Origin of the sequence: Maribacter antarcticus DSM 21422, assembly GCF_000621125.1 — a bacterium.
Classification (GTDB): domain Bacteria; phylum Bacteroidota; class Bacteroidia; order Flavobacteriales; family Flavobacteriaceae; genus Maribacter; species Maribacter antarcticus.
The window spans coordinates 988,189-1,007,871 of the sequence record NZ_KK211214.1 but is presented as its reverse complement, the minus strand read 5'-3'; the positions used below and the strand labels follow the sequence as shown (position 1 = coordinate 1,007,871).

Sequence of the window (19,683 nt, the reverse complement as noted above, 5' to 3'; positions counted from 1 at the left end):
TTCAGTTTATTTTTTTTTAGTTAATGCATAATATTTACTTATTTTCATGAAATGAAAGTTTTACCTTTTAAAATATCTAAGCCTGAGCACGCTGCCATAGTGTATCAAGAATATTATGAAGATAATTTCTATAGAAGACTACATCAGCATGAAGAAATACAGTTGAGTTTAATCTTAAATGGTATTGGCACCTTGGTCATTGGAGATTCTGTAAACGACTTCAAAACATACGACGTTTTAATTATCGGAAGAAATCTACCCCATGTATTTAACAGTGATGGCTCAGAACAAGAGAAATCTCATATGTTATCAATATTTTTTAACAAAGATTCTTTCGGGAAAGGTTTTTTTGAATTAAACGAGTTTGCCTCCTTGAATACCTTTTTTAAGCAAAGTGCGTATGGTATCCGAATCATTTCTAACAATACCGCCTTAAAAAAATTATTCTTAAAGTTTAATAATGCATCCAAACTTAATCGTTTTATTATCCTTTTTGAAATCTTACAGCTTATCAGTAAATCAAAAACAAAACTATTATCCTCTTTCGTCTATAAAAAAAGCTATAGCAACGACCAAGGTAAAAGAATGAGTGATGTATTTGAACATACTATGAATAATTTTCAACATAATATTAGTTTGAATGAAATCGCTAATGTCGCCAACATGACTCCGCAGTCGTTTTGCAAGTATTTTAAACAGCGTACTAATAAAACTTATTTTAGCTTTTTAATTGAACTACGTATTGAACATTCTTGCAAATTAATACTTGCGAACAATGATTTCTCTATTTCCGAAATTTCAATAAAATCTGGATTTATCAATATCTCTAATTTCAATAGAAAGTTTAAGTTGCAGAAAAAAACTACCCCCCTAAGGTTTAGAAAGTTTCATTTAAGCGGATAAATTCTTTAAAACAATCATTGGAGATAGCCCAAGCGTAATTTGCCAATTTTTTTAAAGCGAAATAGTAATCCTTCATTTTTGAATCCGGATTAGTGTAGTTGAAAATTTTGTGCCTCCAAAATACCATCCCAGCAGCGGCTTATATTGTGAACGCCTTTAAACAATCCTATTCCATATTAGTCATATTAATTTCTTCCGCATAACCTTTCAGCAATGAGTTTACCTTTGCCAAATCTATTATTTCTTCTTTAGCACAAATGCCAATAATAGTCATTTCCATATCAAAGACACGATAGTAGTAGGTCGCTTCCTCAAAATCCACTAGTGTTGCGCTGCATTCATCATCACTTACAACTATATTACTGTAAAATAAATCGCTTTGAATTAGAACTTTGGGCAAGTCCTGACCTATATGTTTTTCAATTTAATAACGGACTTCATATAACCATAAATGAAACTGAAAATTAACAGTATATTCTTCAACTTCATAAAAATGCTCTTTGTCGTAAACAATCGATTTAGGAAGGTATTCCGGTGCTTCTATCTTCTGTAATTTACCTAATTCTTGACCAAGGAATTCTATTAAATTATTTGGTAAATTCTCAATAATTTCATCTTCAAGAAACTCTTTTACCATTACAGGTTTACTTTTCTAAAGTCCTACGGTTTTATTAGTAACATTGAGAATAATCTTTAAAGTAGAAAAGTTGGGATGGTCCAAATACTCAAGTAAATCAGCTAATTCTATAGTTGTTTCTGCTGATTTTTGCTCACAAATGGTCAGTACATATTTTCCGATTTCCGTAATTACTAAATAGTTTGTGTTTTCAGAACGCCCACTTAGTATTTTAAAAGAAAGTAATTCGCCTAAATTATAAGTCGCCATAATGGCTCTGACATTTTGATCATTTAATACGGTATACTGAATCATATTACGTTATAGCTCCTTTTGTTAAACCCCAATTACTTTACATTGCATTTATCAAAGCTTCTTCCAAATGAGAATAATCGCATAGGTACACTTTTTCACAGCATCTTTTTTTCGATTTCAATAGAATGATGAAAAGCTGCTTCGGTTAGTACTTGGTTTTCGTCCAAGGCCCTTTGTATGACTTTAGGAAATTTTGCAGGGTGAGCCGTTGCCAAACAAACTAGTTTTTTAGATTCCAATTTGTCCCTTAAAACATCAGCGACGGCCAAAGACACGGCTCCGTGCGAATCCAATAAATAGTTTTCGGCCTCATAAATTTCTTTTATCAATTTCAGCGTATGGGCATTGGTAATACTATCGGAAAGCAAACCTTTACTATATTTTCAAAGGTTTTCTTATCACAGCTAACCTTCCTAGTTTCCTTAAAGTCGTCCATCCAATGTTTTATTTTTTCTGAATCTGAACCAATAGCACAGTATAGATACCTCCAAAAAATAAACATAATCGTCATCCAGACCGATCTCCAAAAAGTGGATTTCGTACCGCTTCTCTATTTTCAGGCAGACATCCTTGAAAGTGGACGAAACCTCTGAAATCAATACCTTTTTCCTGTATTTATAGGACAAACAAAATGACACAAAAGCAAGCTTTTGTTATGACTCTTCTGAATGTGTTCGCTCAAATCTACAAATGTAATTATCCCTACACAACACCCGTGGCAGAGCCCAGGGGAATTCTATTAATTACATCCTTTTGAGTTAAGATTGGATACTTGCCATTTTAAATAATTCCAAATTGGATAATCATAAACTTAGAAAATCTTTATATTTACCTCATGAAAGTTACTTTAACATAATTTAATAATAAGCAAGTTCACAAATCGTCAACACGAGAAGTGAAAATTAGTAAAGTGTCGACTCTGATTCGCTTCGAAGCCATAGGTCCCAACCCCAGCCGGGTCAGTTAATTGGAGACCATCCGGAACCAAAACCTTGCTAATCTTATGATTAGCAAGGTTTTTTTTTGGTAGTCATATGAATTGATTTAATATATCCTAAAATCGTCTTGATTAGTGCCTATGCTTTTGAATAAAGCTCACAAAACACACAGCTTCTTTATGCCGCTACCTAAGATTTAATTTTGTTGTTTCACCGTCAATAAAAAAGGCTAGCCAAGCTAATTTTCCAAAATGTAGCTTTTCGCAGAATGCAGGGTATGGTTTGCATTGTTGTGTATTGACGACATTATAACTCTCAACCGATTTGTTTACTATAAGGTGGGGATGTAGAAACCAACTTAACCACTACCTATAAAATTTAAATTTTATTACTTGCAAACTTCATAAACAGAAATCATGCTTAAAAAGCTATCTTTAAATTAGGTTGATTTTTCTCTAGTTTAAATCACTGCAACGAACCTTAGACCAACCTTGGCGCTATATGCTATAAAGCAGTATCCTAATGATAAAAAAAAATGAAAACCAACATTAGATTAAAAATTGAATTTTCATTTATTGCTTTGCTGTCATTGTTTTGTCTTTACTCTTGTATTTCGCAAACTAAAGAAAATAGTCCTCCAAATATTATTATTTTTCTAGTGGACGATATGGGCCTTATGGATACTTCAGTTCCTTTTTTGACAGATACAAATGGTAATTTGGTAAAATATCCATTGAATGACTATTACAAAACACCGAATATGCAAAAACTTGCAGCGCAAGGGATTCGCTTTACAAATTTTTATGCCCACTCGGTTTGTTCACCTTCACGAACTTCAATTTTAACCGGGCAGAATTCTGCCCGCCATGGGGTGACCAATTGGATTAAATCTGAAGAAAATAATCGTACCGCGTTTGGACCATCAAACTGGAATTGGAAAGGACTTACCAAAGAATCTGTAACACTTCCGCGAATCTTACAGCAAGCAGGCTATAAAACAATTCATGTTGGCAAAGCACATTTTGGCCCCTTCAACAGCGAGGGGGAAAACCCTCTCAATTTGGGTTTTGATGTCAACATTGCAGGTAGCTCCATTGGACAGCCAGGAAGCTATCTTGGCACAGAAGGTTTTGGACATACAGGCGGAAATAAAAAAAGGGCTGTACCTGGTTTGGAAAAATACCACGGTAAAAATATCTTTTTAACAGAAGCATTAACGCTGGAAGCCAATATAGCTATATCACAAGCCAAAAAGGAAGGTAAGCCCTTCTTTCTAAATATGGCCCATTACGCTGTACATGCACCTTTTTATTCAGACCCTCGCTTTGAGCATCACTATAAAACCTCAGGAAAGTCTGAAAAAGCTCAGGCCTATGCTACATTAATTGAGGGTATTGATAAATCATTAGGAGATATTTTACAACATGTGAATGATTTAGCACTAGGAGAAAACACCCTGCTATTGTTCCTTGGAGATAATGGATCGGATGCACCACTGCCAATTGAAAATGACTACAGCAGTTCTTCGCCATTGAAAGGTAAAAAAGGGAATCACTGGGAAGGTGGTATGCGGGTGCCATTTATAGCATCTTGGGTTTCCCAAAATAATGAAGCTCCCGCACAGGTAAAAACACCTATTACACCTAAAGCGGTTCAACAACAACAAGGTAATATTATAGACCTTTTTTCTACATTGTGTCGGATAGCAAATGTAAAACCGCCTATGAATTATATTGTTGATGGCTTTGACCTTAAAGATCAGCTGAATGGTCTGCAAGATGAAAAGCGTGATGAGATTTTTCTAAACCATTTCCCACATAGTCACCGTACCAATTATTTTACAAGTTTGGTACAATCAGACTGGAAAATTATTTACCACTACCAAGTGGCTAGCCAGCCACGTTATCAACTATTTCACTTAAAACAAGACCCACTTGAAATCCATAATCTTGCAGATAAAAACCCCGAACAGCTCAAAATCATGATGAAGGTTTTATCTGAAGAAATGAACAATAAAAAAGCACTTTATCCTGAAAATAAAAACCAGAAATTAAAACTGATTATGCCTAAGTAATTAAATACTTCTATCGTTCAAAATTTGAAATCTGAATAAAACTCGACAACACAGCAATAGTTAAAGGAAACTTGGTTGGTTATCCTAAAGAATTAAATGTAAATATAACGGATTAAAAGAACGCTTGTCGAACCTTGTGAATGCCTTAAAATGATTTTTTTACATGAAATTATGCTTTGAGATAGTTCCTACGTTTAGATTTCAACAAAAAACAATATACCATAATCAATATCGAAGATTTTAATTGGGTATTTCAATTTATAGGCAGACTGCGTTGCTCGTACATTTTCCAATTGGTATACTTGTAGTAGCCCTGTTTAAGGAAGTATTAACCCTAAATGGAAAACGACCAGGTCTTCGGGAAGGCATTCATTTAATGATATATTTAGGAGCAATATTGGCTATTCTTAGTGCACTATTGGGTTGGTTGTTACGTATGCACAATATCAGCTACAACTCAGAATCAATGAGGATAAACATCTGTTGTCACGAACCATTAATCCAATAAAACAAATTGCGCCCTCTCTTTGTTTTCAAAATGAATATTACTTCAATACAATTTTTAAGAAAAAAACTGGAACAGCACCTCGTGCGTATTGGAATTCAAGTTATGGAATGAATATGCGGAATTAACGTGATACATTTATTAAAAAGTACGTCTGCCCCACTTTAACAGACAAAAGTAGTTCCTGTGTGAATTTTGATTAAGAAACAATCTTAATTAAGTTATATTTCTTTTTCATTTAACTCATTATCCAACTGTTTGGTTGATTATCTTTTAAAGAGCATTCCTTTATTTTTTTTGAAACTTCTTACTAAAAATCAAAAATAACAGACCACACAACAACCAAGCCGGCAAAGTCACAAAGGACAAGAACACATCGAACTGAATGGATATAAAATAAAATAGTCCAAAACTTATTGCCCAAGCAAAGAATACTGATTTGTTAAATTTAATATTGGCTACCTCAGCATAGTTTTTAACTATTCCAGCCTGCTTATGGAAAAAATGCTCAAACACGATGATTGCACCAAAGGGTGCCAAAATAAATCCATACAGGGCTACAAACCCCAATAACTTCATAGCAAATGCAGGAAAGAGCCCAGCTATTGTAGCTATTGTTCCTGCTATGATGGTTACCCAAAAGGTCGATACTTTTGGTATAATAGCTTGAAATGCCAAACCTGCTCGATATATGGTAGGATTGGCCGTAGTCCAACCTGCTAATACCACTGCTATAATTCCGAATATTCCAATAGCATTATTCGCAAGAGGTCCCGGTGCTACGGGCGGGGCTTCGCCGTTCGACAGAAATGTCTGTGCCTCTGGAGATTTTAAATAAACAGCATATAACAGCGCTGCTGCTATCCAAGCCATATAATGCCCAACATACATTCCTGCAGCACTTGTCCATCCAGAATTAGCTTTTTTTGCAAATCTGAATACCGATAAATCAGACATTCCTATGTGCATTGCCGCATTAGCAAACCAAGACCATATAACAACATGCCAAAACGTATATTTTAATTGTCCCGGAAAAGGATCTGAACCTTTCCCCCAAATATTCCAAAAATCCGAGAAGCTTTTTACTCCAAGCTGCCCTAAAGCTACAATACCGCAAGCGATAAAAGCTATAACAATAATCGGCGACATCCAGTTTGCTGCCTTGGAGACAGTATCGTAGCCTTTGGATGCAATCAGCGAAATCACCGTCCCTATCAGAATTACAATGACTACCCAGGTCATCCCATTAGGCATGGTATCCGTTAACTTGGGCATTTCCATATCAAAAGGAATACCAACAGCCGTTGCAGAAACAGTAATCATGGAACCTGCCAAGAAACAAAAGAGTATTCCATTGGCCAAATTATAGCCGATTACTAGCTTTTTACCACAAATTTTCTCAAGTTGATAATATAAAGTCAAACGATTTTCGACTGCGATTTTTGCAGTCAAAAAGCGCCAACTTAATATCGCTAAAAGGTTTCCTATTAGAAGTCCAACGATGAGGTCAAATGCACTTACACCGGCTGTCAAAAACAAAGGGCCAATCATAAATTCCGTACCTGCAGCATGTTCTCCTGCATACATCCCTAAAAAGCTTTTCCAGCCTTTTAGTTTGGACCCTGGAATAGGTTCTCTTTCAAATTCTCCACCGGCAATCCCTTCTATCACTTCTTCCTCTAGATGTGCTTGGCTCATAATTGGTTGGTTTTAATTGTAGACCTGTCAGGTTCAACTTCTCCTGAACATAATTCAGTGAAAATTGGACAAGCCTATTTTGATTCGTTTGGTATCAGGTGTTTTGGTAAATCTTCTACCCGTTCGCAACACAACTGGTCCATGACCTGTTTGAATTGGGTCTTTAACATACTTATAGTATGATCACCCCCTTTATTGCCCAAAGCACCGCATCCGTAAAGGAAGGAACGTCCCATAAATGTGAACTTAGCACCGCTACTCATAGCACGGGCAATGTCAGGTCCGGAACGTAGTCCGCTATCCATCATTACTTCTATTTGATCTCCGTATTTAGCAGCTATCCCAGGAAGTGAGCTTATTGTAGATTGAGCAGCATCTAATTGTCTGCCTCCATGATTGGAAACAATTATTCCGTCAAAACCTAAGCGAATAGCATCTTGGGCATCCTGTTCTGATGCTACTCCTTTTAAAACTAATTTTCCTTTCCATTTGTCACGAATAGGTTTTATCCGTTCTTCATTTAAACGACCCGAAAAAGTCTTGTCCATAAATTGTCCAAGTTGCTTTAAATTAAGCCCCTCAGGAGTATATGGCTTTAAGGTCTCAAAAGTAGGCTGCCCATATTTTAGGGTATTAAAAGCCCAAGTTGGTTTACCCATTATTTGGAGTATGTTAGTAATAGACATTTTTGGTGGTAGCGCCAAACCATTACGTATATCCCTTGGGCGATAACCAAAAGTGGGCACGTCGCAAAGTAGCACAAGCACCGGGCATTGCGCCGCCTCTGCCCTATTTAAAATATCGTCCCGCAAAGAATCTTCCGCTGGGTTATATAATTGAAACCAAGCATTACCTTCTGTCAATTCGCTGGCGCGCTCTATGTGCATCGTAGTAACAGTACTCAATATAAAGGGTATCTTGTTTTTATGAGCCGCCTTTGCCAAAATCTCTGGAGAATTAGGCCACATTAAACCCTGTAGCCCTACTGGTGCGATGCCAAAAGGAGCATCAAACTCCATACCCATTACCGTGGTTTTTGTAGAACTTATCCCTTTATTCCTTAAGTATCTTGGCTGTAACTGTACTTCTCTAATTTCAGCCGTATTACGAACAACACTTACATCTTCATTACAACCACCGTCTAAATACTCGAATGCAAACCTCGGGATACGAAGCATTGCCTTGTTTCTTAAATCGTCCATAGATGGGTAATCGGGGTTGAATTCCTTGGCCATATGAATAGTTTATTTTGATATTAGGGAAATGTGTTTTTTACAAGCGTAATTTTTCTTCAGAAATTTAGGTTCCAAGGTTATATCAGAAATAACAATGGCAGCTCCCAAAGCCGAACCTAAAGAAGAATCCGTGGTGCTAAGTTTCATGTTACTTAAGTATTGGGAAAGTAACTGAATATAGACTTCGTTATCACTAAATCCTCCATCCACATACAATTTCTTGATTTTCACATCACCTATAGCGGATCTTATACTTTTCTCTTGTAATAATACCAATTCTAACATCAATTGGTGATAGGCATGCTCAAATTTATCATAGGTGATTTTTATCTCTTCCGGCATATTTACGGAAGCAATGCTATGCCACTTAAACATATACACAAAATCTTTATTAATTTCAAATATAATAGCTTGATTGAATTTTACGGTTTTATGATAATCCTCGGGCACGTTGAACAATTCAGAAAGTGCCTTAATTTGAATTTTATACTCATTCCCTAAAAAAAGACTGGAAACCTTTACCGGACTTCCGTCTACCCGCATGTTAAAAAATGAATCTTTTCTAATATCTTCTGTGGTCAACATGCCTTTATTAAACGGATTAATTGAAATACTCCAAGTACCAGTAGAAACAAGTAAAAATTCTTTAGTTATGCTTCGGATATAAGGCAATAGTGCGGAAGAGCTATCATGAATGCCAGTTCCAATTTGGATAATATTCCCTTTATAATTAACTGGTATGGTATCTTTAGCGCAAGCAATAGATGGCAACTTATCATCTATGCCCTCATTATACACCCATGAGTGGAAATCCTTCTTTTCAAAATCCCAAAGCAAGGTGTGACACCCGATACTAGTGTATTCACTTACCGGAATTCCCGTAAAGAGATAACTTAGGTACTGCGGAAGGTGAAGCGAATATTTAACCTTCTTAAAAACTTCTGGCTTCGTATGTTTTAGCCAATACAAATGCATTCCGGTATTTAGCATGCCTAATTTGGGAGACCCTGTTACTCTAGAGAGTTCGTTTTCTGGCCCATAACTATCGTAGAAAGACTCATAAATTTCATCCGCTATCGGCTTCATATAATTATAAAGAGGTGTAAGTGGTTTTCCTTGCTCGTCAATATGAACTAAACTAGCCCCATAACAAGAGAAATTTAAAGCCTCGATTTCAAATTTGTTGGAATTCAGCATTTCGTCAAATATCTTTTTCGCCCAGTTTTCTAGAGCAACTAAATTTTCTGTCGGATATCCGTCCTCATCCGTGATTTCTTCAAAACGAGAATATTCACGATGTACCTCTTGAAAATTTGTATCAAAAAGAAAGAATTTCTTGTTGGTACGGCCTATATCGAATACTGCTGTCACCTTTATTTTCATATTAATCAAGTTATAGTCCTGAGGCTACGGAATTAGCACCTCTTTCATTGACCAGATTTTTTCTCACATGTAAGGAGCGATATGCACTAATAGGGTTCAAGGCTCCACCTCGATTCAAGCGTGCCTTTTCCAATAATGGCCTAACATCAGTACGAAAGGCATCTTGAAGAATCTCTTGGCACTTTACAATATCATGGTTCTGTTGTGCTTCAGTCAATACTTTTTGATCAATAAGCAGCGCTCTTGCATAAGCTTCTTGTATGGCCTCCAAGGATTGTATTAAATCTTCCAAAGGATCTTTGAGATTATGACTAGCATCGATCATCCAAGCCGGATACGGATTCTGAGGATTATTTTCCATCCCATATACCAAGGCGTTGAAAATCAAAAACAGCGCGTATGGCTTTACACTCCCTACGGTTAAATCATCATCACCATATTTACTATCGTTGAAATGGAACCCTCCTAGTTTACCTTTTGACATAAGGGTAGAAACGATTTGTTCGATATTGGTATTGGGCAAGTGGTGCCCCAAATCTACAAGGGTATATGCTTTTTCTCCACATTCGTTGGCTAACATAAAAGAGGTGCCCCAATCTTGTATTACAGTACTATAAAAATTAGGTTCGTATGGTTTGTATTCAATGAAAAGTTTCCAATCATCAGGAAGTCCTCTATAAATATCCTTTAAACTCTCTTGTGTGTTTTGTAAGGCAGATTGAAAATTACTTTGTCCAGGGAAATTAGCCCCATCCGCCAGCCAAACTGTCAAGCTCTTGGATCCCAACTTATCTCCAATTTTAATAACATCAATATTGTGCGCAATGGCCTGTTCACGAACAGCTTTGCTTGTATTGCTCAATGAACCAAATTTATAGCTTTGCGCTGCGTTCTTTTGGTCTTGGAATGTATTGGAATTGACAGCGTCAAAAAGAATATTATGTGAGACAGCCAGTTCTTTGATTGCTGAATAATCATTCGGAACATCCCATGGAATATGTAATGATATGGCTCCAGAAGTTTGCGTTAGTGAATGAATTAAGCCAACATCATCTATTTTTTGTTCTAAATTAGATGGTTCGCCTTGAAACCCGAAACGCCCAAAACGGGTTCCTCCCGCACCCAAGGCCCAACTTGGTATGGCTACCTGAAAATCCTGTAGTTTTTGAACGATGGTATTTACGTCCTTACCTTGTTCCAATAGCGTATCAGCCAAAAAAGCAAATCGTGCGTTGTGACCTTGTACCTGTATTTTATTTATATCGCTAAGTTGGCTTTTATCTATTCTCATAAAGAAGCTTTTCATTTTTTAAAAATAAGCTTCCATGGACAAAAGTCCATGGAAGCTTAAGAAAACTAACTCAAACAAACTATCGTACAAATGCATTGGCCATTCCGCCATCTACATTAATTATATTCCCTGTTGATTTATCAAGAATACCTACTAATGTAAATACACCATTTGCAATATCCTCTGGGGTAATGATTTCATTCAATAAATTTCTTTTTGCATAAAATGCAGGCAACTCATCAACTGTGATCCCGTTTGCTTTTGCTCTGCCTGCTGCCCAATCACCTTCCCAAATCTTACTTCCTATAATTACACCGTCTGGGTTTACTGTGTTTACTCTAATTTTATCTTTACCTAATTCCGCAGCTAACAAACGTACCATATGTTGTTGTGCCGCTTTTGCCGTGCCATAGGCAACATTGTTTGGCCCTGCAACCAAACCATTTTTGCTTGCGATAGCTATATAATTACCTCCTAAGCCTTGTTTACGCATAGTTGCTGCAGCTTGTTTTGCCAAATCAAACTGTCCTTTCACTAAAATATTTTGTAAAATATTCCAGTCATGATCGGTTGTATCCTCCAATGGTTTTGAAATCGCCAAACCGGCACTGTGAACAATAATATCTACACCCCCAAATGTTACACATGCTTTCTTAAAGGCAGCTGCAATAGAAATGGTATCGGTAACATCACAAGTCACATAGGTTGCCACATCCCTTTTGTAGGTTGCGTTAGCTTCAATTAAACTTTGTTCATTTATATCTGTTAAAACTACATTAGCTCCTTCAGCCGCTAGTTTATCTGCAATGGCCTTACCGATTCCACCACCCGCACCAGTTATAAATGCAACTTTACGAGATAATGGTTGTTCTTTTGGCATACGGGATAATTTTGCTTCTTCTAGCAACCAGTACTCGATATCAAAAGCTTCTTGTCTTGGTAACGATGTGTAAGAGGTAATTGCTTCTGCACCGCGCATTACATTAATAGCATTAATGTAAAATTCATTCGCTACCCGTGTAGTTTGTTTGTTTTTCGCAAAACTAAACATACCAACTCCAGGATAAATTATAATTACAGGGTTTGCGTCACGCATAGCCGGACTGTTATCCTTTTTACACGTGTTATAGTAATCTGCATATTCCTGTCTATAAGCTTCAAAAGCTGGTTCTAATTTTTTGAAGATGGCGTCTGAATCAGATAAATCTTCATTTTCACCTAAAGTTAAAACTAGAGGCTGAATTTTAGTTCTCAAAAAATGATCTGGACAAGATGTTCCCATTGGCGCCAATCTTGTTAAATCATTACTGTTTATAAATTCAAGAACAACATCAGTATCTGAAAAATGACCAATCATTCTATTTTCAGAAGAACATAAGCCTCTTAATAAGGGCATTAGTTGTGCAGCTTTGTCTAGCCGCTTTTCTTTTGGTACGCTGTTAATTTTTTGACCACCAAAAACACTCCCTTTTTCTTTAATTTTAGTTTCAATGAATTCAGAAGCCATTTCAATAACTTCAAGACTATTCATATAACAGTCATAAGAAGTATCACCCCAAGTAAATAGACCGTGAGAACCTAAAACAATTCCTCTAATACCTGGGTTATCTACTAAACATTTTTCTATCTGAAGACCTAAATCGAAACCAGGCCGTTGCCAAGGCACCCAGCCCATTGATTCTCCCCAGATTTCCTTAGTTACTTGCTGACTATCTTTTGCAGCTGCAACCGCAATTAAAGCGTCTGGATGTAAGTGATCTATATGAGCGAATGGTAATAAACCGTGCAAGGGAGTATCAATAGAAGGTGCTTTACTATCTAAATCATAAATACAATGATTGAATAGACCAACCATTCTATCTTCATCTTCTAAACCTCCGTAAACATTTTTTAAATCACGTAATCTACCTGTGTAGATTCCTGCTATACCTGCTCTATTTAAAGTTCCAATATCTCCACCAGAACCTTTGATCCACATTACCTCAACATCTTCATTCGTTAATGGATCTTTCTCAACAGTCCTGCAGCTTGTATTTCCACCTCCATAATTCGTAATTCTAAGGTCTGCTCCGAGTATATTTGAACGATAAAGAAACAGGGCCACCTGATCGTCACCGAGGGATGTAGCTTTTTGTTCGTCCCATAGATAATCAACATATTTAAACTTCTGTATGGTCTTTTCCATTTTAAGGATTATTGTGTTTGGTAGCTAAATTAGCTGATGTAGAAATGCTTTCTGTCCTGTACTGTACCGTTCATGTCAAAAATAAAATTGTTTACATTTGACTTCTTCATTGTATCATATGTACACCACAATAGTTTTGTATTTAAAATATAAATTGTAAAAAAGTGAAGATACTACTAAATGGATATATTTAATTTCATAAAAATAAACGAGGATTCAAGGGTGCCAAAATACAAGCAAATTGTAGACGGTATTATTCATAATATCTCCTCTGGAAACTTAAAAATGGATGATAAGATACCATCTATAAATCTATTTAGTGAGGAATATCTTCTCTCAAGAGATACGGTTGAAAAGGCATATAATATTTTAAAAGAACGGAAAGTCATCCTATCCATAAGAGGAAAAGGGTATTATATTGCGCGTACCAAATTGATTTCTAAAGTAAATATTCTCTTCTTGATTAATAAATTAAGTTCCTACAAGATGCGAATCTATAATTCATTCGTCAATAGTTTTATAGGAACATCACATACCGATCTTCATATTTACCATTGTGAAGAAGAGCTTTTCCTCAATCTACTTGATAAAAATATGGGAGCTTATGATTATTATGTAATTATGCCCCATTTTAAGACAGATAAATTAAAGCATGTCAGCATTACCCCAAATGTGCTTAAAGCAATAAAAAAAATACCAAGGGATAGATTGGTAGTAATGGATAACCGTATTCCTGAAGTAAACAATGCACTTATCGAAATATACCAAGATTTTGAAAATGATATCTACGATGCCCTGCAAAAAGGTCTCGCAAAAATTTCGAAATATGATAAATTAATTATAGCATATCCAGAAAGTTCAGTATATCCTTATCCTAAAAGAATACTCCATGGGTTTCGAAAATTTTGTATCGAACACCGTATAGATTTCGAAGTTTTAGAAGAACTTTACGATGATATTATTCTAAGAAAAGGCGATTTATTTATAACCATTAGTGAATCTGACTTGGTTAATCTAGTCAATCAAATTCGCAATCAAGAGTTCATATTGGGCGATGATATTGGCGTTATTTCTTATAATGACACTCCTTTGAAACAACTATTAGGTATTACTTGTATCTCAACTGATTTTAAAGCAATGGGTGAAAACGCAGCTCATATGATTATGAATAAAGAGAAGGGGAAAATCAAGAACCCTTTCAATTTTATCGATAGAAATTCTATCTAAGCTGTTCCGAATTTTCATAACAATACATATTTCTTCCATGTTGCACTTGTATCCTTTTAAGTTTTAAAAAGTAGATTGCGCGACTGTGTCCACTTTCAATCAGCATACAGTAAAATGGTTATTGAAAGGCATTCCTATATTCAAAAATTAGTTAATCTTAATCGCCGTGGAGGTATACTCATTGGCTATTTCGAGGTTTCATTTTTTAATTATGCTTGCGGTTTTCTACTATGCAAACCTTTCAAAGCACACTAACTAGTTTCCAAATTATGCTCCGTAAACATGAAAGTTCGGTCAATAATTATCCTCCTATGCCCTTCACGCTTGTTTTTATAATAGGTAAATCTGAAAAAGAAAAATCAATACCGAAATAAAGCAGCCAATAAGGCCAAACATCATTTTTGTTTTAGTGGAGGATTACGGTATTATGGACAGTAGGGCCTATGCTCCCAAGTTTTCTGCGCAAAACTTAGGTGATGTTTTATGAAACACCGAACATACATCAATTGATTCCGGAAGGGGTTGCATTCTTCCAAGCCTATGCAAATCAATTATGCTCTCCCAACCTTGCTGGCATTATGACAGGAAAGTACCCGAGCAGATTGGGGTTCACGACCGCAATGCCACCTAAAACTTCTTACAACCAAAACATGACTATTCCTGAGGGCAATTGTGCGCACGATATTCCGGAGTTAAAAACAATATTCTAATCAAACAAGCTTTGATTAATGGCACATCCAACTCTACCGTACCTTCAGCAGCAACTTATGATACGAGCAGAGACGAACTTTCTATTGCCGAAGCTTTAAAAGACTATCATTCTGTATTTATCAGTAAGTAGCATATCGGTGGTTTCGGTACCGAGGGATACCAACCGGCCGACTAAAGCTTTAAACCTTTAGCCTTGTTCGATGCCGGTAAATCGGCATATTATAATTGGAAAGAATGATGGGACAATAAGGCCAAGAACAGATTCCCCAAGATACCGCAGGAATCTTCTACAATAGGCCACTCAGGTCAAAAAACGAAACAAGTGTATCTAATGGATGACTTGACGGTTAAGGCGCTCAATTTCATTAATAAAAATTTAAAACAAAAGATACCCCCTTCTTTTCTCTATTTTTTAAACTTTGTTGTTCATTCTCCTTATCAAGGAAAAGAGGATGAGCTAGCCTATTTTGGGCATAAAACTTACAAAGGTTGGAACGACCACAAAGACCCGGTATCTGCCTCCATGATAAAAAGTATGGATTGCTTTTTAGGCAAAATACTTGAGTAAGTAAAAGAAATAGGATTGGAAGAAAATACATTGGCCGTATTTATGGCGGATAACGGAGGAATCGATTCAAAAATAAAACCAAGAGGAGATGGCAGTGACAATGGTCCATTTTTAGGTGGTAAAGCTTGTTTGACAGAAGGTGGTATACGGTTGCCACTTATAGTTCGTTGGAAAGGAAAAATCAAAGAAGTTCAATGGGTAGATATCCCAATAGACTACACGGATATTCATCTTACTATTTTAGAGGGTGCAGGTTACGATTCAAAAACCATTGCCCAAACTAATTCTCTTGATCGAGAACGTATTAAGCCTTTAATTACTGACTGTGAAAACGTTCAAAACTCGTACCCTAAAAAGACATGCTATTAGCATTATTCTTTTAATGTAAGTTATAACAGACCATATGAATCCTATCCCCTCACTTCACATTCAGCAATACAAGATGGATATTATAAGTTGATTTTTGATTGGCATGAATGATTGCGCCTCTATACTATTGAACAATACCCTTTTGAAAAAATGACATAAGCTCTACGAATACTAATCTAATAGACAAGCTCTTTGAAAAGTTAATGGATTGGCTAAGCACAAACATGGAAAAAAGATATTGGCTTTAAGTTATTCCGGGCAAAGAAATTAGGGAAATCCCATTTAACAACTTTTTTATTAATTAAGCAAAGTGCTTTAGGTGGTTTTAATAACAAAAAACGCGTATCAAAGCTGACTTTTAAAAAAATTAACACGAGTGTTGCCGGCTACTGAAACATTATTATTCTGTTCTAAAAATCAATTTTAACAGGATAGTACAGGACAGCACAGTATTGTACAGGATGCCCAATCAATAATCTTACAATAATTTTATGATGTTCTTAATATGTAAGTTAAACAATTAAGAATACCGCAGAACTAACTAATTAATAATTCCAGATTATGAAAAAAAAATTAAATATGATTTCTCCGAGATTTCTCTTGGTTTTAGTCTTTTTATGGAGTTTTAGCACCCATGCACAAGATGCTACTGTGACAGGTACTGTAACTTCCATAGAAGATGGTCAAGCGCTACCAGGGGTAAACGTTTTAGTCAAAGGCACGACACAAGGTGCCGTAACGGATTTTGATGGTAACTATAGTATTGTAGCAAACTCAAATGCAACCTTGGTATTTTCTTATATTGGTTTTACCACACAGGAAATCACAATAAAAGGGCAAAACCAAGTAGATGCAAGTATGACCGAAGATGCCACATCGCTTGATGAAGTAATCCTTGTAGGTTATGGTACACAAATTAAAAGAGAGGTTACGGGATCTGTACAGACAGTAAACCTTACCGAGCTGTCTGATATTCCGGTAACGCAAGTTGGTCAAAAACTACAAGGACAACTGGCAGGTGTTCAAATTAACCAGACCACAGGTACGCCTGGTGAGGGTCTGAACATCCGTATAAGGGGGCAATTATCGGTTTCAGGCGGTAGCGAACCGTTATATGTAGTGGATGGATTTCCAATTGCAGGTAATCTAAATAACATAAATCCAGCAGAAATTGAAACTTTAACCGTCCTAAAAGATGCAGCATCTACTTCTTTGTACGGTTCTAGGGCTGCCAACGGGGTCGTATTGATTACCACGAAACAGGGTAAGATAGGCAAGACCAACGTGAGCTTCAACATGTCTACAGGTCTCCAAAGTGTTCCACAACGTGGTAGAGTAGAAATGATGGATGCTGTTGAATTTGCCCAGTTTAAACAAGAATACTATCAGGATCAGGGTGACCCGGTTCCAGATATTTTTCAAAACCCATCGCAATATGAAGGTCAAACGAACGATTGGTATGATGCCATGCTTCGTACAGCACCAATATCCATATATAACCTGTCGGTATCTGGCGGTTCGGAAAAATTTCGTGCTTCACTCGTTGCCGGTTTAACAAACCAAGATGGTGTAGTTTTAGGAAGTGACTTTCAGCAAGTTACCTTACGGGCCAATATGGCCTTTAACCCGAACGACAAAGTAGAGATAGGCGTAAATATTGCCCCTAGTTGGGTTGTAAGAAATGACCCAGCAACTGATGGTAGTAGAGGAACAGGTATCTTGTTCAACGCCTTGCACACATGGCCTATAATGCCTATCAACAATGCTGATGGGACTAGGACTGAATTTAATAGGTTTCCGGCAGATACTGGAAACATATTCGCTTACGCCAACTGGTTGAATTCGGCGGAGCGAATAAAAAATGAGGACAGAGACCTTAATTTAGTTTCCAATGCTTATGTCGATTGGAAACCTATTAAAGGGCTGAGTATTAAATCTAGCATAAATGCCGAGTTCTACCAAAGGAACACCGAATTCTTTAGTCCAACGAATGCTACTAATAGAATCAACCGCCCCATACCTACGAACAACGAAGCTATTTGGAACAATAGAGATGAATTTAATTGGTTAAATGAAAATATCGCTACCTATACTAACTCTATTGGAAATCATAATTTCTCCGTTTTAGGTGTTTTTTCATACCAACAATTCAGAATAGATAGAACCAGAATTCGAGCTACCGATTTTCCAGACGATAGATTGCCGGTTATACAAGGTGCTATAAATATCGATCGGGGAGGTACTTTTGATGAAGTACAAGAAAGCACGTTGGTTTCTGGAGTTGCCGGATTAACATACAACTACAAAGGAAAGTACTTGTTAACTGGATCGATACGTACCGATGGTTCTTCCAGATTTGGTTCTGAAAACAGATGGGGTACCTTCCCTTCCGTTTCAGGTGGTTGGATAGCTTCCGATGAATCGTTTTTGGAAAATGCAGAAGCTATTTCGCTATTGAAAATACGCGGAAGTTGGGGCGTTACCGGTAATCAAAATATTGGTAACTATACCCAATATGCTTTAGTTGATAACAACGTTCCCGCGGTCTTTGGTGATACATTTGCACCAGGGTCAGCAGTAAACTCATTATCCAACCCTAATTTAGGATGGGAAACAACCGAACAATTTGATATTGGTCTCGATTTAAGCCTTTTTAAGGATAGGGTATCTTTTATCTATGATTATTACACTAAGAATACGACCAATCTATTGTTCAACATTCAAGTGCCTAGAGAATCCGGTTTTTCCAACTTTAGTGATAACATTGGAGAACTTCGTTTCTGGGGTCATGAATTTTCATTGAATACGGTAAACACCACAGGAAGATTCAAATGGACCACGAATGCCAACATTTCGTTCAATAGAAATGAAGTGGTAGCATTGGCCGAGGGCATAGACCAGGTATTTGGACCCGGTAATTTACATATAACACAAGTAGGGCAGCCTTTTGCTCAATTTTATGGGCATTTATCGGACGGCAATTATTTAAATCAAGCAGATTTGGATAGTTCGCCACAAGTACCCGGCCGTTCTACGGTTGGTAGTATCAAACTTATAGATGTTAATGGCGATGGCGTAATAACCCGAGGAGGTCTTGATGATGATCGAGCAATCACGGGTAATCCGTTTCCTGACTTTACATATGGTATCACCAATAGGATTACCTACGACAACTGGGATTTTTCAGTCATCGCTACAGGATCACAAGGTAACGAGGTTTTGGTACGCCACTTGTTCAGTACTACCAACCTAGATGGGGTTTTTAATCTTTTGAAAGATGTAGAAAATCGTTTTAGGTCTGTAGAAAATCCTGGGGATGGTTTTTATGGCACCACAGTAGGTGGAGGTAGAGTTACCGGTATAGAAAGGGATTGGGTAAACGATCGTTTTGTTGCAGATGCCTCTTTTTTCAATATTAGAAATATTACCTTAGGATATACACTACCAGGATTGGAGAAATATTTTAAATCGGCACGTATCTATGGTTCTATTCAAAACGTACACATATTTACAAAATACTGGGGGGGACCAAACCCAGAAATAAGCGTTCAAAATAACGGACAAGGCGATGGAGGAAATTTAGCGCCCGGAGTAGATCTCTCAGGGTATCCGATACCACGTATTATCAATATTGGTGTAAACCTTAACTTTTAATCGAAAGCATA

At 36.8% G+C, this 19,683-nt stretch carries 19 protein-coding genes; 9 read left to right on the top strand and 10 right to left on the bottom strand.

Annotated features, from left to right (window positions below):
- The first annotated feature begins 51 nt into the window (after positions 1 to 51).
- On the top strand, positions 52 to 903 hold the full coding sequence (locus Q360_RS0120890) for an AraC family transcriptional regulator (RefSeq protein ID WP_027078820.1): 852 nt from the start codon (positions 52 to 54) through the stop codon (positions 901 to 903).
- A 166-nt stretch (positions 904 to 1,069) separates the two neighbouring features.
- Here the strand turns inward: Q360_RS0120890 and Q360_RS0120885 are convergent, their stop codons facing one another.
- The 5 genes from Q360_RS0120885 to Q360_RS27555 all read right to left on the bottom strand — a co-directional run bounded on the left by Q360_RS0120885 (position 1,070) and on the right by Q360_RS27555 (position 2,472).
- Positions 1,070 to 1,303, bottom strand: a complete 234-nt coding sequence (locus Q360_RS0120885; protein WP_027078819.1) for a protein kinase family protein — start codon at positions 1,301 to 1,303, stop codon at positions 1,070 to 1,072.
- A gap of 24 nt (positions 1,304 to 1,327) precedes the next feature.
- Positions 1,328 to 1,540, bottom strand: a complete 213-nt coding sequence (locus tag Q360_RS0120880) for a hypothetical protein (protein WP_027078818.1) — start codon at positions 1,538 to 1,540, stop codon at positions 1,328 to 1,330.
- A 15-nt stretch (positions 1,541 to 1,555) separates the two neighbouring features.
- The gene (locus tag Q360_RS0120875; RefSeq protein WP_027078817.1) at positions 1,556 to 1,834 is read right to left on the bottom strand and encodes a protein kinase family protein; all 279 of its coding nucleotides are present in this window, start codon (positions 1,832 to 1,834) and stop codon (positions 1,556 to 1,558) included.
- Between the two features lie 95 nt (positions 1,835 to 1,929).
- Complete coding sequence (locus Q360_RS0120870) at positions 1,930 to 2,202, bottom strand: hypothetical protein (RefSeq protein WP_027078816.1); 273 nt, start codon at positions 2,200 to 2,202, stop codon at positions 1,930 to 1,932.
- Positions 2,203 to 2,256: 54 nt separating this feature from the next.
- Entirely contained in the window at positions 2,257 to 2,472 is a 216-nt protein-coding gene (locus tag Q360_RS27555) for a transposase (RefSeq protein WP_084273516.1), read from the bottom strand.
- A gap of 835 nt (positions 2,473 to 3,307) precedes the next feature.
- Here Q360_RS27555 and Q360_RS0120865 point away from each other — a divergent pair.
- From Q360_RS0120865 to Q360_RS27545, 3 genes are all read left to right on the top strand, one after another.
- Positions 3,308 to 4,846, top strand: coding sequence for a sulfatase-like hydrolase/transferase (locus tag Q360_RS0120865; RefSeq protein ID WP_084273515.1), 1,539 nt, complete (start codon positions 3,308 to 3,310; stop codon positions 4,844 to 4,846).
- A 244-nt stretch (positions 4,847 to 5,090) separates the two neighbouring features.
- The gene (locus Q360_RS27550) at positions 5,091 to 5,354 is read left to right on the top strand and encodes a DUF2231 domain-containing protein (protein ID WP_394331964.1); all 264 of its coding nucleotides are present in this window, start codon (positions 5,091 to 5,093) and stop codon (positions 5,352 to 5,354) included.
- Positions 5,270 to 5,479 (top strand): helix-turn-helix domain-containing protein, encoded by a 210-nt coding sequence (locus Q360_RS27545; protein ID WP_169734685.1) that lies wholly within the window; start codon positions 5,270 to 5,272, stop codon positions 5,477 to 5,479. The genes Q360_RS27550 and Q360_RS27545 overlap by 85 nt, the downstream gene beginning before the upstream one ends.
- 160 nt (positions 5,480 to 5,639) lie before the next feature.
- Here the strand turns inward: Q360_RS27545 and Q360_RS0120860 are convergent, their stop codons facing one another.
- From Q360_RS0120860 to Q360_RS0120840, 5 genes are all read right to left on the bottom strand, one after another.
- Positions 5,640 to 7,049 (bottom strand): purine-cytosine permease family protein, encoded by a 1,410-nt coding sequence (locus Q360_RS0120860; RefSeq protein WP_027078814.1) that lies wholly within the window; start codon positions 7,047 to 7,049, stop codon positions 5,640 to 5,642.
- 74 nt (positions 7,050 to 7,123) lie between these two features.
- The gene (locus Q360_RS0120855) at positions 7,124 to 8,284 is read right to left on the bottom strand and encodes an alpha-hydroxy acid oxidase (protein WP_027078813.1); all 1,161 of its coding nucleotides are present in this window, start codon (positions 8,282 to 8,284) and stop codon (positions 7,124 to 7,126) included.
- Positions 8,285 to 8,293: 9 nt separating this feature from the next.
- Positions 8,294 to 9,667, bottom strand: a complete 1,374-nt coding sequence (locus tag Q360_RS0120850) for an FGGY-family carbohydrate kinase (protein WP_027078812.1) — start codon at positions 9,665 to 9,667, stop codon at positions 8,294 to 8,296.
- A gap of 10 nt (positions 9,668 to 9,677) precedes the next feature.
- On the bottom strand, positions 9,678 to 10,958 hold the full coding sequence (locus Q360_RS0120845) for a sugar isomerase (RefSeq protein ID WP_027078811.1): 1,281 nt from the start codon (positions 10,956 to 10,958) through the stop codon (positions 9,678 to 9,680).
- 79 nt (positions 10,959 to 11,037) lie between these two features.
- Complete coding sequence (locus Q360_RS0120840) at positions 11,038 to 13,143, bottom strand: bifunctional rhamnulose-1-phosphate aldolase/short-chain dehydrogenase (protein WP_027078810.1); 2,106 nt, start codon at positions 13,141 to 13,143, stop codon at positions 11,038 to 11,040.
- Positions 13,144 to 13,323: 180 nt separating this feature from the next.
- On the opposite strand from Q360_RS0120840, the gene Q360_RS0120835 reads away from it, so the two are divergent.
- From Q360_RS0120835 to Q360_RS0120815, 5 genes are all read left to right on the top strand, one after another.
- Positions 13,324 to 14,370: a GntR family transcriptional regulator gene (locus Q360_RS0120835; RefSeq protein ID WP_027078809.1), complete on the top strand. Its 1,047-nt coding sequence runs from the start codon at positions 13,324 to 13,326 to the stop codon at positions 14,368 to 14,370.
- Positions 14,371 to 15,040: 670 nt separating this feature from the next.
- A complete protein-coding gene (locus tag Q360_RS26370; RefSeq protein WP_211251615.1) occupies positions 15,041 to 15,211 on the top strand; it encodes a hypothetical protein in 171 nt (56 codons plus the stop codon).
- A 201-nt stretch (positions 15,212 to 15,412) separates the two neighbouring features.
- Complete coding sequence (locus Q360_RS25000; protein ID WP_027078807.1) at positions 15,413 to 15,649, top strand: hypothetical protein; 237 nt, start codon at positions 15,413 to 15,415, stop codon at positions 15,647 to 15,649.
- 15 nt (positions 15,650 to 15,664) lie between these two features.
- Positions 15,665 to 16,018, top strand: a complete 354-nt coding sequence (locus tag Q360_RS24995) for an alkaline phosphatase family protein (protein WP_027078806.1) — start codon at positions 15,665 to 15,667, stop codon at positions 16,016 to 16,018.
- 561 nt (positions 16,019 to 16,579) lie between these two features.
- Positions 16,580 to 19,672, top strand: coding sequence for a SusC/RagA family TonB-linked outer membrane protein (locus Q360_RS0120815; RefSeq protein WP_084273514.1), 3,093 nt, complete (start codon positions 16,580 to 16,582; stop codon positions 19,670 to 19,672).
- Positions 19,673 to 19,683: the final 11 nt, after the last annotated feature.

Bases quoted from the DNA above. Each gene is read 5' to 3' on its own strand.
- Q360_RS25000 (WP_027078807.1), top strand. From the start codon at position 15,413: ATGGATGACTTGACGGTTAAGGCGCTCAATTTCATTAATAAAAATTTA.
- Q360_RS0120815 (WP_084273514.1), top strand. From the start codon at position 16,580: ATGAAAAAAAAATTAAATATGATTTCTCCGAGATTTCTCTTGGTTTTA.
- Q360_RS0120840 (WP_027078810.1), bottom strand. From the start codon at position 13,143: ATGGAAAAGACCATACAGAAGTTTAAATATGTTGATTATCTATGGGAC.
- Q360_RS0120880 (WP_027078818.1), bottom strand. From the start codon at position 1,540: ATGGTAAAAGAGTTTCTTGAAGATGAAATTATTGAGAATTTACCAAAT.
- Q360_RS0120835 (WP_027078809.1), top strand. From the start codon at position 13,324: ATGGATATATTTAATTTCATAAAAATAAACGAGGATTCAAGGGTGCCA.
- Q360_RS0120860 (WP_027078814.1), bottom strand. From the start codon at position 7,049: ATGAGCCAAGCACATCTAGAGGAAGAAGTGATAGAAGGGATTGCCGGT.
- Q360_RS0120845 (WP_027078811.1), bottom strand. From the start codon at position 10,958: ATGAGAATAGATAAAAGCCAACTTAGCGATATAAATAAAATACAGGTA.
- Q360_RS0120890 (WP_027078820.1), top strand. From the start codon at position 52: ATGAAAGTTTTACCTTTTAAAATATCTAAGCCTGAGCACGCTGCCATA.
- Q360_RS0120850 (WP_027078812.1), bottom strand. From the start codon at position 9,667: ATGAAAATAAAGGTGACAGCAGTATTCGATATAGGCCGTACCAACAAG.
- Q360_RS0120875 (WP_027078817.1), bottom strand. From the start codon at position 1,834: ATGATTCAGTATACCGTATTAAATGATCAAAATGTCAGAGCCATTATG.
- Q360_RS0120855 (WP_027078813.1), bottom strand. From the start codon at position 8,284: ATGGCCAAGGAATTCAACCCCGATTACCCATCTATGGACGATTTAAGA.
- Q360_RS0120865 (WP_084273515.1), top strand. From the start codon at position 3,308: ATGAAAACCAACATTAGATTAAAAATTGAATTTTCATTTATTGCTTTG.